The following is a 13,626-nucleotide window of genomic DNA, read 5'->3' as shown; positions in this document are numbered from 1 at the left end:
CGGATCGTGGCTTTCCCCTGATGTTTGGAGATTGATGATGAGGAAATCACTTCTTGCGCTGGCTGCCGGGCTTTTGCTTGCCGGGAGCGTCGGTGCAGCCTCCGCCGCCGACAAGTTGAAGGTCGGCTTCATCTATCTGGGTCCGATCGGAGACCTCGGCTGGACCTATCAGCACGATCTCGCGCGGCAGGCGCTGGTGAAGGAATTGGGCGACAAGATCGAGACCACCTATCTCGAGAACGTGCCCGAAGGTCCCGACGCCGAACGCTCCATCGAGCAGCTCGTTCGCGCCGGCAACAAGCTGATCTTCACGACCTCCTTCGGCTACATGGATCCGACGCTGAAGGTCGCCAAGAAGTATCCGAACGTGCATTTCGAACACGCCACCGGCTACAAGCGCAACTCGAACATGTCGACCTATTCGGCCAAATGGTATCAAGGCCGCTACATTCAAGGCCTGATCGCGGCCAAGATGTCGAAGTCCGGCGTGCTCGGCTATATCGGCTCGTTCCCGATTCCCGAGGTCGTCTCCGGCATCAACGCGACGATGCTGGCGGCGCAGACCATCAACCCCAACATCAAGGTCAAGATCATCTGGGCCAACACCTGGTTCGACCCGGGCAAGGAGGCCGACGCCGCCAAGGCGCTGATCGACCAGGGCGCCGACGTGATCATGCAGCACACGGATTCGCCAGCCGCGATGCAGATCGCCAGCGAACGCGGCAAGCTCGCCTTCGGCCAGGACTCCGAGATGATCAAGTTCGGTCCCAAGACCCAGCTGACCTCGATCCTTGACACCTGGGGCCCCTACTACATCGAGCGCGTCAAGGCCGAGCTCGCCGGCACCTGGAAGTCCGAGGACACCTGGGGCGGCCTCGACAGCCACATGTTCGCGATGGCGCCCTATACCAACATGCCTGACGACGTGAAGAAAATGGCCGAGGATGCCCAGGCCGCGATCACAGCAGGCAAGCTGCATCCGTTCAAATGCCCGATCGTTGGGCAGGATGGCAAGCCGGTCGAGTGCAAGGGCGGCGATCACCTCGATGACGGCCAGGTCCTCGGCATGAATTTCTACGTCAAGGGCATCGACGACAAGCTGCCGGGCAAGTAGCACGCTTCTTGCTTGACCAGATCACCTGCTCCTCCCGGAGGAGGTTCGGAGGGGGTGGCCAGAAGCACCCGGCACTTGTGGCTGCCCCCTCTTTATCCCAGTTGCATGCTCCGCGCCGTCGAACTGTGGCGGCGGATGAGGTCCGCCACATCGAGGCCCGGGATCGCGCCGTCGACCACGGCCCATTTTCCCGCCACCATCACTCGATCGGCCCGATGCGCGCCGCACAGCACCAATGCGGCCAGGGGATCGCCATGGCCGGAGAAGCGCAGCTCGTCCAGCTTGAACAACGCGAGATCGGCGGCCTTACCGACGGCGATCTCGCCGAGCTCGGGCCGGCCGACGCACGCCGCCGAGCCTCTGGTGGCCCAGCGCAAAGCGTCCTTGTGGCTGACCTTCGTCACGCCGTAGCGGGCTCGTTGTAGCAGGAAGGCGGCACGCACTTCCTGCATCAGGTTCGAGCCGTCGTTGGAGGCCGAGCCGTCGACGCCGATACCGATGCCGACCCCGGCCTCCTCCATCTCGCAGACGGGACAGCAGCCGGAGGCCAGCAGCTGGTTGCTGCACGCGCAATGGCTGATGGTCGTCCTGGCCTTGCCGAGCCGCTTCATCTCCTCGGCGTTGAAGAAGATTCCGTGAGCGAGCCAGGTCCGTGCATTGAGCCAGCCGCATTGTTCGAGATAATCGAGCGGGCGGCAGCCATACATCTGCTCACAGAATTTGTTCTCATCCTCGGTCTCGGCGAGATGGGTGTGCAGGCGCACGTCGAGCTTTTCGGCGAGTTCGGCGGTGGCGCGCATCAGCGAGGTCGTCACGGAGAAGGGCGAGCACGGCGCGAGCGCAATCTGCACCATCGCATCCGCGCTACGCTGGTGATGCTTGGCGACCACGCGCGCGCTGTCGGCGAGGATGGTATCCTCGTCCTGCACGACGCTATCAGGCGGCAGGCCGCCGTCGCGTTGCGACAGGTTCATCGAGCCGCGCGTCAGCAGCACGCGCACACCGAGCCGCTGCGCCACCGCCACTTCGATATCCACGGCGTCCTCGAGTCCTGCCGGGAAGACGTAGTGATGATCGGTCGTCGTGGTGCACCCTGACAGCAGCAGCTCGGACATCGCCACGGTGACGCCGAGTTCCAGCGCCTCCGGCGTCAGCTTCGCCCACACCGGATAGAGCGCCTGGAGCCAGGGAAACAGCTCGCGATCCATCGCCGCCGGCAGGGCCCGCGTCAGTGTCTGGTAGAAGTGATGGTGCGTGTTGATCAGGCCAGGCAGCACGACGTGGTCGCCTGCATCGAACACCGCGATATTTGCAGTCGCGGGCGTCCCGCCGGCCGGCACCAGCTCGACGATCCGGCCATCCTTCACCACGACCCCGCGCTCGGCCCCATCGGCGAGGATGGCCAGGGGATCCCTGATCCAGATCGGACTTGCGTCGGTCATGATCCTGCTTCTCCTCACCTCCGCTGACGGCAGGCCTGCAAGGCGGAGGCCGGTCCGATCGCGTTCTTGGCTGCGACTTGTTGTTGCGACTTGGCTCCGGTCTTGCAAGACTTTCTCTTGTCCGATTCACCCGGCGGAAGCGTTGGCGCAGCCATGGATTTGAATACCATCACAGCAGTCGCCCATCCGCAAACACGCGCGCAACTCCCTGCCTGGACGGCAGGTGATGCTTGGCTCGCGGGCGGCACCTGGCTGTTCTCGGAGCCGCAAACGCATCTGAGGCGGCTGATCGATCTCACCGACCTGAAATGGCCGGCGCTGACGATCACCGCGAGCCATCTCAGCATCGCCGCCACCTGCACCATCGCGGAGCTCGATGGTCTCGCCTGCCCGTCCGACTGGCTCGCGGCACCGCTGATCGGCCAGTGCTGTCGGGCCTTCCTTGCTTCGTTCAAGATCTGGAAGACGGCAACGGTCGGCGGCAATCTCTGCATGTCGCTGCCGGCGGGACCAATGATCTCGCTCACCTCGGCGCTCGACGGCGCCTGCATAATCTGGAAGGCCGGCGGCGGTGAACAGAGGATTTCCGTCGCCGACTTCGTCACCGGCAACCAGCGCAACCGCCTGACGCCAGGCGACCTGATCCGGCAGATCGATATCCCCATTGCCGCATTGAGGCGCCGCACCGCCTTTCGCCAGATCTCGCTGGCGCCCGTCGGCCGCTCTGCGGCGCTTCTGATCGGCAGTCTCGATCCGGACGGCACGCTGACGCTAACGGTTACCGCATCGACGGTGCGGCCGATCCAGCTGACCTTTCGCAAGGCCCCCGACGCGAGTGCGCTTCGCGATGACATCGCGCAGCAGATCACGGACGACCTGTACCATACCGACATCCATGGCAAGCCGCTCTGGCGCAAGCACATGACGCTGCGGCTCGCCGAGGAGATCCGCGGCGAACTCCTGGGCGGAGTGCCATCATGAGCTTCGAGATCAACGGCAAGGCGTTTTCGCAAGGGCCGCGTGCCGGCCAGTGCCTGCGCACGTTCCTGCGCGAACTCGGCCATTTCGGCGTGAAGAAGGGTTGCGATGCCGGTGATTGCGGCGCCTGCACCGTGCTGTTGGATGGCGAGCCGGTCCATAGCTGCCTGATCCCGGCGTTCCGCGCCGAGGGACGCAGCGTCACCACGATCGAAGGCCTTGGTGGCGACCACGGCGCCCATCCGATGCAGCAGGCCTTCCTCGATGCGCAAGGCTTTCAATGCGGCTTCTGCACCGCCGGCATGATCCTGACCTGCGCCTCGCTGAACCAGGCGCAGCGCACCGATCTCGGCACGGCGTTGAAGGGCAATATCTGCCGCTGCACCGGTTATCGTTCGATCGAGCACGCGATCCTCGGCAACACCAATGTCGAGGCAAACATCGAGGCCGGCGCCGCATTCGGCCGCAGCCTGCCGGCCCCCGCAGGTCCCGACATCGTGCGCGGCAGGGCGCGTTACACCTTCGATACCGCCATCGACGGACTGCTGCACATCAAGCTGCTCCGCTCCCCGCATGCTCACGCCAGGATCGTGGCGATCGACAAGTCGGAAGCCCTTCGCGTCGCCGGCGTGCACGCCGTGCTGACGCATGAGGATGCGCCGCCCGTCCTGATGTCGACCGCGCGGCACGAGAAGGACTGGATGGATCCCGAGGACACCCGCATTCTCGATAACGTCGTCCGCTTCATCGGCCAGAAGGTTGCGGCCGTCGTCGCCGAGAGCGAAGCCGCCGCCGAGGAGGCGTGCCGCCGGCTGAAGGTCGATTACGAGATCCTGCCTGCGCTGATCGATCCGGAGCAGGCGATGGCGCCGGGCGCGCCCGTCATTCATCCTGATCGCACCACCGCGAACCGGGTCACTGATGCTCAGCGCAACCTCGTCGCGGAGACGCATGGCGAATTCGGCGACGTCGCGGCTGCGCTCGCCACCTCTGCCGTCAGCTACGAGGGCACCTTCCACAGTCATCGTGTGCAGCATGCCGCATTGGAGACCCATGGCGGCCTCGCCTGGCTCGATGACGCCGGCGTGCTCAATGTCCGCACCTCGACGCAGGTGCCGTTCCTGACCCGGCGCGCGCTGTCCGATATCTTCAAGCTTCCCATGGACAAAGTCCGCGTATTCTGCGAGCGCGTCGGCGGCGGCTTTGGCGGCAAGCAGGAGATGTTCGTCGAGGACATTCTGGTGCTTGCCGCGCTCAAGACGGGGCGGCCGGTGAAGCTGGAGCTGACCCGCGAGGAGCAGTTCATCGCGACCTCGACGCGCCACCCGATGCGGGTCCACGTCAAGGCCGGCGCCGATGCCGACGGCGAGCTCACCGCGCTCCAGCTCGACGTGCTCTCCAACACCGGCGCCTACGGCAATCACGCTGGGCCCGTGATGTTCCACGCGCTGGCTGAGTCCATCAGCGTCTATAATTGCCCGAACAAGCGGGTCGACGGCGCCGCCGTCTACACCAACACGGTGCCGGCGGGGGCGTTTCGCGGCTATGGCCTGCCGCAGGCGCTGATCGCGGTGGAGGCCGCGATCGACGAGCTGGCGAAGCAGCTCGGCATCAGCCCCTACGAGATGCGCCGGCGCAACATCGTCAGGCCCGGCGATCCCATGCTGTCGCCGCCACCGTCCGAATTTCACGACGTCGACTATGGCTCCTACGGGCTCGACCAGTGCCTCGACCTTGTCGAGCGCGCGATGCAGGCCGATGGGCCGCAGTCCGACTTGTCGCCTGAATGGCTGATCGGAGACGGCATCGCGCTGACCATGATCGACACGGCGCCACCGGCGGGCCACCTCGCCGACGCCATGATCGCGCTGCGCGATGACGGCGGTTTCGATCTCACCGTCGGCACCGCCGAGTTCGGCAACGGCACCAGCACGGTGCACCGGCAGATCGCGGCGACGACGCTTGCGACCACCGTCGACAGGATCCACCTGCGCCAGTCCGACACCGCCCTTGGCGGCCACGACACCGGCGCCTATGGCAGCGCGGGCATGTTCGTCGCGGGCAAGGCGACGCATGCGGCGGCCATCCAGCTTGCGACCGAGCTGAAGGCAGCGGCTGCGGAGGCGTGGCTCTCCGATGCCGGGAGCTGCGCGCTCGAAGCTGACGCCGTCGTCAGCGGCGTGCGGCGCATGTCCTTTGTAGAGCTGGCAAAGCTCGCGCGCGACCGCGGACAGCCATTCGCAAGCACCGGCAATTCCACCGGCACGCCGCGCTCGGTCGGCTTCAACGTGCAGGGCCTTCGCGTCGCCGTGAACAAGGGCACCGGCGAGCTCAGGATTCTCAGGAGCGTGCAGGCGGCGGACGCCGGCGTCGTCGCCAATCCCATGCAATGCCGCGGACAGGTCGAGGGCGGCGTCGCGCAGGCACTCGGCGCCGCGCTCTACGAGGAGATGGTGATCGACGCAGACGGCCGGGTCACCAACCCGAAGTTCCGCGACTACCACCTGCCCTCCTTCGCCGACGTGCCCCGCACCGAGGTGTTCTTCGCCGAGACGTCCGACACGATCGGCCCCCTGGGCGCGAAGTCGATGAGCGAGAGTCCGTACAACCCCGTCGCCGCCGCGCTCGGCAACGCCATTGCCGATGCCACCGGCATCCGCTTCACCGCGCCGCCCTTCAAGCCGGACCGGCTGTTTCCGGCGCTGCTCGACAAGTTCGGTGGCTAGAGCGGGATGGTTCGGTTCACTCCCCCGTAGGGAGAGGTCGGAGCGCATCGAAGATGCGGTCCGGGTGAGGGGTTTAGGTCTCACTGAGCGCCGCAGCCCCTCACCCGGATTGCTCAGGCGCGCAATTGCGCGCCACAGCAATCCGACCTCTCCCCTTTGGGGAGAGGTGAACCACGGACAGCCCGCCGAACCTACATGCTCTAGCTGCCGCGATAGGTCGAATAGCTCCATGGCGTGACCAGCAGCGGCACGTGATAGTGTCCCTCCGGCTCGCTGATGGCAAAGCGCAGCGGGATCTCGTCGAGGAACGGCGGGTCGGATAACGGCACGTTACGCTCGGCGTAATATCTGGCAACGCTGAAGCTGAGCTCGTAGCGGCCGATCGGCAAGGGGCGGCCGCCGATCAGCGGCTGATCGGTGCGGCCGTCCGCGTTGGTGACAGTGCGCGCAATGACGCGGCTCTCGCCGAGGCTCGCGAGCTCGACCAGCTCAACCGGGATGCCCCGCGCAGGCTTGCCCGTGTGATTGTCGAGCACATGCGTCGACAGCCGGCCGTGCACCTTCAGCTTGTTGTCGGCCATGACGAGCTGATCGAGCCGCAGCGCGGAGATGCGGCCGATCTCCTCGATTGCGCGCCTTGTCTCGGTCTTGACGATGTTGAGCAGCCGCGTCTCGAAGTCACGCAGGATGGAATCCCTGGTGTGACGGCGCACGCAGACGATATAGGGGAAGCCGAACTTGTCGCGATAGGCGGTGTTGACGCGCTCGAACGCGGCGTATTCGGCCTCCGACAGCCGGTCGAGGCCGGCGCTGTTCTGCTCGTCGGTCGATTCTGCCGTCAGCCCTGCCGCACGCTGCGTCTTGTTGGCGAGATCGGGGTGCGCCCGGATCAACGCCAACTGCACGTCCGGTTCGGCGCTCTGGATCGCCGCCATCAGCGCGGCGTGCAGCTGGTTGATGCCGACGAACGGTCGCCTTCCGGCGAGCTGCTCGGCGATCCACGGTGAATATTCGACGACGTTGGCGAGCGCCGCGACGAAATCGGTTTTGCTTGCAGCGTTGAGATCGGCCAGCGAGATCTGCGACATCGCTCTCTCACCCGATCTCGAATGCATCGGCCGCAAGGTGCGCGTGCTTGTCGTGCCAGTGCTGCGCGATCTGCAATCGCGTCGGCACCCAGACGCGCTCGTGCTTGCCGATGTAATCCAAGAAGCGCATCAGCCCCGCAGCGCGGCCGGGCCGGCCGGCGAGGCGGCAGTGCAAGCCGACCGACATCATCTTCGGCGCGGTCTGCCCTTCAGCATAGAGCACGTCGAAGGCATCCTTCAGATAGGTGAAAAACTGCTCGCCTTCGGCAAACCCCTGCGGGTTGATAAAGCGCATGTCGTTGGCGTCTAACGTATAGGGAATGATGAGCTGCTTGCCGTTCGCGCCCTTCACCCAATAGGGCAGATCGTCGGCATAGGAATCGCAGAGATAGAGGAAGCCGCCCTCCTCCATCAGGAGACGGTTGGTGTTGATCGAGGAGCGTCCGGTGTACCAGCCGAGCGGCCGCGATCCGGTCGCCGCGGTATGGACACGGATGGCTTCCGCGATCTCGGCGCGCTCCTGCGCCTCGGTCATGTCCTTGTGCTCGATCCACTTCAGGCTGTGGCTCGCGATGTCCCAGCCCGCCTCCTTCATCGCAGCTACGATTTCCGGATTGCGCTTCAGCGCGGTCGCGACACCGAACACGGTGGTCGGCCAGTTGCGCGCGGTGAACATGCGCCATAGCCGCCAGAATCCGGCGCGCGAGCCATATTCGAACATCGATTCGATGTTGGCGTGGCGCTGGCCCGGCCAGGGCTGCGCGCCGAGCACATCGGACAGGAAGGCTTCCGAGGCGCGGTCGCCGTGCAGAATGTTGTTCTCGCCGCCTTCCTCGAAATTGACGACGAACTGCACCGCGACCCGCGCATTGCCGGGCCACTCGGGATGCGGCGGGTTGCGGCCGTAGCCGCGGAGATCGCGCGGGTAGCGGGTCTCAGTCACTCAGACTTCCTCGAAGCGGATCGGGAGCGCGCCCTTCCACAGCACGCTCTTGCCCAGCGTTGCCAGATTCTCCAGCCCCGAGGTCAGCGTGATGAAATGGTTGCCGGCGAGCTGGCCCATCTTGCTCGCGAAGTGCACGCCGCCATAGGCGAGCAGGATCTCGGTCTCGCTGATGCCGCCGGGATAGAGGATGATCTGGCCGGGCGCGGGATAGCTCGTGTGGTTCTCGTAGCCGACGCCGAAATCGAGGTCGCCGAGCGGCATCCACACCCCCTCGCCGCTCCAGCGCACATGGATGATGTGGCTTTCGAACGGCAGCGCCTTGCGGAACGCGGCGACCGTCTTGGGCGCCAGCTGCTCCTCGAAGCGGGCGTCGAAGGTGAAATCGCCGGCGCGGATAACGAGTTTGCTCATCTCATCTCTCTGGGTCGGGGGTGATGGGCCCCACGGTGGATTCCTCGGCAAAGAGCATTCCATCGGGCTTCGCGCAAGAGGCGCGGCCCTCACCTACGGTCGTAGGACCAGCCGAAAATGCCGCTCCGCCGGACCTCCGGCTCCGGCTCCGCGGTCGCCGTCGGAGGCACCTCCTTCAGTTCCGCCTGCGGCGGCGGGGGCGGCGCCGGCAGGGTCTCGCATTTCATGGAGTAGACCAGCTTGCCGTCCGCGGTACGCCCGATCGGGGCACAGGGGTCGGGATGAGCCGCCGTGGTCTTCTGCGTCATCTTCACTTGCGCCGCCGCCGGCGAGGCGATCAGCAGCAGGACCAGCAGATATCTCGACATCATTGTCGCCTGGAAACTCGATTGGCCCCATTGAACCGGATTGCAGCGGTCAAGTCCATCGGCGCCGCGGGCACGATTGCCGAATATTTAGCCGGCGTGCCGCCTAACACTCTGGGCGGCACCAGGCCAAGACGAATTCGGGGAGCGCAATTGCTTCAACGCCGTCATTGCGAGGAGCTCTTGCGACGAAGCAATCCAGAGTCTTTCCGCAGAGGGATTCTGGATTGCTTCGCTGCGCTCGCAATGACGGAGTTTGGGCATCGGCTTCGTCCTCCAACTGCCACTGTCATTCCCCGCCTTCGCGCAGGGCTGTCCGGGAATTCTATGCATAACAGAAGCTGATCTGGTCGGGGGAGCTTCTGTCGCGGGCAGCGGATGGGTTCACCTTGGGAGGTCGGTCGATGTCGGCGATTGGTTTTCGTGCGAACAGCGACGCGGCGACAAGACCTGCGAAGCGGATAGCCGGCATGATTAGACGACTTTCGCGTGCGGCGATCCGCAGCAGCAGATAGGCGATCATGGCGGCGAGGATTTGCAGACGGACCGCGTTCTCGGAGCGGCCGAGAAATTTGCGAAGCTTGAGGTGCTGCTTGATCCAGCGGAACAACAGCTCGATCTGCCAGCGTGTTTTGTAAAGCGCAGCGATTTCGATGGCCGAACGCTTCAGATCGTTGGTGATGAGGGTCAGTTTTGTACCGTCATCGCGTTTGAGGCGTATGCGGCGCATCGGAACAGCAAGTTTGGAGCTGCTGAGGAGCTTTACCTCAGCATCGTCGATGATTTTAAAGCCCTTCCCCTTTTGTTTCCGCAGCTTCCGCCAGCGTGTAGCTCTGAAGCGCAGATTCTTCTTCTGGCGGGTGACGAAGCAGGCGCCCGCGTCGTGAAGCCGTGTCCACCAGGCATAACTGCAATAGGCCTTGTCGAACACATAGGTGGCGCCGGCCTCGATCGGGAATTGCTGGGCTGGTGTGACGTCATTGACCGTCGACGGCGTGATCGCCAGACGGCGCGGATGATCCGAGCCGGGATCGTAAACCACGTGAAGCTTGAGACCACGGGTACGTCCGTTCCAACCGGCCCAGGTGCTGAGTTGATCCAGCGGAACCGGCGTCGCATCGATCATCTGCGCCGCATGCACCCTGATTGGCGCGAACGCGCTCCCATGCAAGCGTCAAGTTCTTGCGTGAGTATATCTTGTCCACCAGAGAGTGGACCTTCTGCTTCTGACCTTCGAACGTCAAATGATCGGATAGTCTCCTCGAAGCGTGACGTTCGGGTTTTTCACAAAGGGAACTATCCATCTTCACGCTCCTTTCTCATCTACCTCGACCGCTCAAAGCTCGATCCATTCACGAACGTCCTTCCCCGGACTGCTCTCGATCCGCCGTCTCCGGTCACGCGAGTTATTCGTCTCGCGCTTCAGGTACTAATACGTTCTCCGACTCCTGGCGGTGCATCGCTTCCCATTTCGCTCTCGCTTATAGGGTCGCTTACCTGGTTAAAAACCTGGACACCGACAGGTCTCCTGGGGTCACACATGAATCTTCCGTATCGTGCCGCCAGCAAACACCTTGGTACGATGGGTGAATGAGTAACGCCTTCGCCCCCATAGTGCGGGCTCGACCTTGCCCCATCTTTGGCCGACCTGTTCATCGTCGGGGGAGCCCCCATTGATTACAGCCCGATACTTCTCCTCAAACCCTTCGGATTCCGGATCGCTCCGGACACCCTGTCCTCCGGGATACGCCGAGCAACTGGCTTCAGGTCCGTCTTGGCTGTTTCCGGCTTTCGCCTGCGTGCCCGTTTAGACTTCTCCATACCCTCTTGCTCTCCCGGCCAGCGAGGCATTACCCCCGCTTTTGGATACAGCGCCCTCATCCGAGCGCCGAGGGGACTTCAACCCCCTTGATTCATGCGCTGCCCAGCGCACACTACGGCCTCTGCTGACTTCTCGCTCCGAAGGCCTTGCAACCCTCGTCATCCTTTCAGGTGCAAGCGAGATCTCCCCGGGTAAGACCTTCGACCTTCGCTGCACGACCGCCGGATCTCCGTCGCCTGCCTTGATCACAACGGCTTTGCGGCTCCTGGCCCGCTCGCCCTGCTCGGCTCCGCCTCATATCCGATTTCTGTTCGTCGGCCCGCAGCTTCGCTCCCCGCTTCCTTCACGCCGGCCTCGCGGTCCGACACTCTGCGGTTCACTTCGCTCGCTGTGATCAGCTCACGGAAGGACTTTCACCTCCAAGTCGAAGCCCATGCCGGGCACACCAGGGAAGGCCGGGTGCCGGCTGGCACCCGCGGTCCGCTGCGCGAAAAGCACGCGCAGAGAAGACCGCACAGCAGCATACAGGTGAAGCCCAACACACGGCCTTCCCTGCGCAGTGGTTGGACGGCTTATGCCGCGCTCTCCCGGGAGCCGAATTCCTTCTGGCCTCCCTCACCGCAGCGAAAGTCACGGACACCGCGCCGGTTGACGCCAATGCCGCATCCGCCAGGGCTTGACCGTAGCAACGACGGCCAGGACCACACGTCTATATTTTGGCATTCGGTGAAACACGCCGAAACTACAAAAACCCTTTAAAACAAGTCTTTTTCGACTAGCCTGTTTCGGGGCGCTTCGGCGGGTTTCGTCAAATCTAGGGCCCGGCCCTAAGCCTTTCAGCGTCCGCACGACAAAACTGAAAGACCCAAAGCCGAGCCCTTTGGTCCCAAGCCTTAGGAGCCGAAACCGAAATGGATACTACCATCACCGCCGACCCCGCTGGCAAGCGCACCCGCACCGGCAGCGTCATCCTGACCAATCGCCTTTGCGAAAGGCGGGTGCCCAAACGGGTCAAGTTCTACGATCGCAAATGCCCCGGCCTCTATGTCAGCATCACCACGGCGGGCATGGCGACCTTCTCGTTTAAGTTCACCGATCTAGAGACTGGCAAGCAGCGCACCGGCTGGCTCGGCGTGTATAGCCTCGAGACGTTCACCGTCGATGATGCCCGGAGCAAGGTTTATGGCCTGCGGGGCGCTGCGCCGGCCGCTGAAACCTTCCACGACCGGAAAGAGCGGCAGGCGAAGCGAGGCAAGACCGTCAATGAGATCATCGAGGAACGGATCGACTGGATGAAGACGCCAGTCCGGAAGGCGGACGGCGAGATGCGGCCCCGGCTGGAAAGCTGGGAGAACACCGCGAGCCATCTGCGCCGCTTCATCGGCTCGAAGCTGGGCCGGAAGATCGCGGCCGACGTCACCCGAGGCGACATTCAGGCGTTGTCGGACGACATCGTGGCGGGTCGGCACGGCGGCAAGCCGTCGGTCAGCAACGCGCGTCACATGCGCAAGGCGGCATCGGGTATGTTCCGGTGGGCATTGCGGCGCGAGTACATCACCGCCAACCCTTGCAGTGATCTGGAGCCGCTCGACCCGGAGCATCCGCGCACCCGCGTCCTCACCGAGGACGAGATCAGGATTTTGTGGCACGGCCTCGACCGCGACGACCTGATGACGTCATGGGACCGGAGGACCCGGCTCGCGCTCAAGTTCGAACTGGCGACCATGCTGCGCTCGGCCGAACTGCTCGGCGCGCACCGCAGCGAACTGATCGACCTCGACGGCGAGCAGCCGCGCCTCGACGTGCCCTTGAAGCGGGTCAAGAAACGGCGAATGATCCAACAGCCGCTGCCGAGCCTCGCGGTGGAGATCGTCAGGGAAGCCTTGAAGGGGAACAACAAGGATTTCGTATTCGCCAGCCCGCTCGACAACAAGCCGATGCACCGCAAAGCAATGGCCGACGCGCTGCGTGGCGACAAGCGCAAGGGCAAGGTGAGGACGCCCGGCATCTGCCAGTTGCTCGGGTTGAAGCCGTTCACGCCACACGATCTGCGGCGGACGGCGGCGAGTTGGGCGCGTCGGATCGGTCAGCCGATGGCGAAGATTGCGCTTTGCTTGGATCATCGCGTGACGACGGAGGACGGCGTCAAGCTGCCACCCGTCACCGGCAAGCACTACGTCCACGCCGAGGATCGCGAGGTGAAAGAGAAGCGGGAAGTCTTGCAGGCGTGGGCGGCAGAACTACGGCGGATCATCGGGGAGCCTCCTGTGAAGGCAGTCGACCCCAAGCTGCGGCTCGCGGCCTGATCGCTCCGGTGAGGCCCGGAGGTAGTCAACTCATACTGATCGCCGCGAGCACCATGCAAACGAAGTATATACCCGCGATGCTGAAACCGACGATCCGGGCCGTGCTCCTACCGTCCAAGGTCTCTCTCCATATGGGCTGGCCCCGACACCAAGGGCAATGGGGGAAGCTGGGTCGGGGCCAGCCTGGCGTCCATTGTTCAAAATGGGACGGAAAGCCAACGAACTTGCCGGTAGCCACGTTCCAATGTAACGCGCGATCCCGCGTGTCTCTGTCAGCCGGATCAGGTGAACCGGCGGTGCGCGTCGGTTCTTTCTTTCAGTGTCAGCATCTCAGTGCCGCATTGAGCTTTCAAATCGGCGCGTGGCCGCCAACATAAGCGTTGAGCGGCAAGCTCGCGCGCTTTCTTGCGGCGTGCACCATGGTGTTG

At 64.0% G+C, this 13,626-nt stretch carries 10 protein-coding genes; 4 read left to right on the top strand and 6 right to left on the bottom strand.

Annotated elements, in window-relative coordinates; genetic code table 11:
- Positions 1–37 precede the first annotated feature (37 nt).
- Positions 38–1,114 (top strand): BMP family ABC transporter substrate-binding protein, encoded by a 1,077-nt coding sequence (locus ACSKB8_RS22940; protein ID WP_438106543.1) that lies wholly within the window; start codon positions 38–40, stop codon positions 1,112–1,114.
- Positions 1,115–1,206: 92 nt separating this feature from the next.
- Here the strand turns inward: ACSKB8_RS22940 and ACSKB8_RS22935 are convergent, their stop codons facing one another.
- Positions 1,207–2,556 (bottom strand): 8-oxoguanine deaminase, encoded by a 1,350-nt coding sequence (locus ACSKB8_RS22935; RefSeq protein ID WP_438106541.1) that lies wholly within the window; start codon positions 2,554–2,556, stop codon positions 1,207–1,209.
- Positions 2,557–2,709: 153 nt separating this feature from the next.
- On the opposite strand from ACSKB8_RS22935, the gene ACSKB8_RS22930 reads away from it, so the two are divergent.
- Together ACSKB8_RS22930 and ACSKB8_RS22925 are read left to right on the top strand one after the other, a co-directional pair.
- Positions 2,710–3,537, top strand: coding sequence for an FAD binding domain-containing protein (locus ACSKB8_RS22930; protein WP_438106539.1), 828 nt, complete (start codon positions 2,710–2,712; stop codon positions 3,535–3,537).
- Positions 3,534–6,260, top strand: coding sequence for a molybdopterin-dependent oxidoreductase (locus ACSKB8_RS22925; RefSeq protein WP_438106538.1), 2,727 nt, complete (start codon positions 3,534–3,536; stop codon positions 6,258–6,260). The genes ACSKB8_RS22930 and ACSKB8_RS22925 overlap by 4 nt, the downstream gene beginning before the upstream one ends.
- A gap of 200 nt (positions 6,261–6,460) precedes the next feature.
- Here ACSKB8_RS22925 and uraD read toward each other — a convergent pair whose 3' ends face one another.
- From uraD to ACSKB8_RS22900, 5 genes are all read right to left on the bottom strand, one after another.
- Positions 6,461–7,348: a 2-oxo-4-hydroxy-4-carboxy-5-ureidoimidazoline decarboxylase gene (uraD, locus tag ACSKB8_RS22920; RefSeq protein WP_438106536.1), complete on the bottom strand. Its 888-nt coding sequence runs from the start codon at positions 7,346–7,348 to the stop codon at positions 6,461–6,463.
- A gap of 7 nt (positions 7,349–7,355) precedes the next feature.
- Positions 7,356–8,291, bottom strand: a complete 936-nt coding sequence (gene puuE, locus ACSKB8_RS22915) for an allantoinase PuuE (protein ID WP_438106534.1) — start codon at positions 8,289–8,291, stop codon at positions 7,356–7,358.
- Entirely contained in the window at positions 8,292–8,705 is a 414-nt protein-coding gene (locus ACSKB8_RS22910; protein WP_014493672.1) for a DUF3830 family protein, read from the bottom strand.
- Between the two features lie 89 nt (positions 8,706–8,794).
- Positions 8,795–9,073, bottom strand: a complete 279-nt coding sequence (locus tag ACSKB8_RS22905; protein WP_438110638.1) for a hypothetical protein — start codon at positions 9,071–9,073, stop codon at positions 8,795–8,797.
- A 322-nt stretch (positions 9,074–9,395) separates the two neighbouring features.
- Entirely contained in the window at positions 9,396–10,196 is an 801-nt protein-coding gene (locus ACSKB8_RS22900; protein WP_438106531.1) for an IS4 family transposase, read from the bottom strand.
- A gap of 1,607 nt (positions 10,197–11,803) precedes the next feature.
- Between ACSKB8_RS22900 and ACSKB8_RS22895 the strand changes: the two genes are divergently transcribed.
- The gene (locus ACSKB8_RS22895) at positions 11,804–13,198 is read left to right on the top strand and encodes a tyrosine-type recombinase/integrase (RefSeq protein ID WP_438106529.1); all 1,395 of its coding nucleotides are present in this window, start codon (positions 11,804–11,806) and stop codon (positions 13,196–13,198) included.
- The last annotated feature ends 428 nt before the right edge of the window (positions 13,199–13,626 follow it).

The sequence above is a fragment of the Bradyrhizobium sp. BR 1432 genome (assembly GCF_051547705.1).
GTDB classification, from domain to species: domain Bacteria; phylum Pseudomonadota; class Alphaproteobacteria; order Rhizobiales; family Xanthobacteraceae; genus Bradyrhizobium; species Bradyrhizobium zhanjiangense.
Note: the sequence above shows the minus strand (reverse complement) of the source record. Positions and strands in the feature narration are given on the sequence as shown.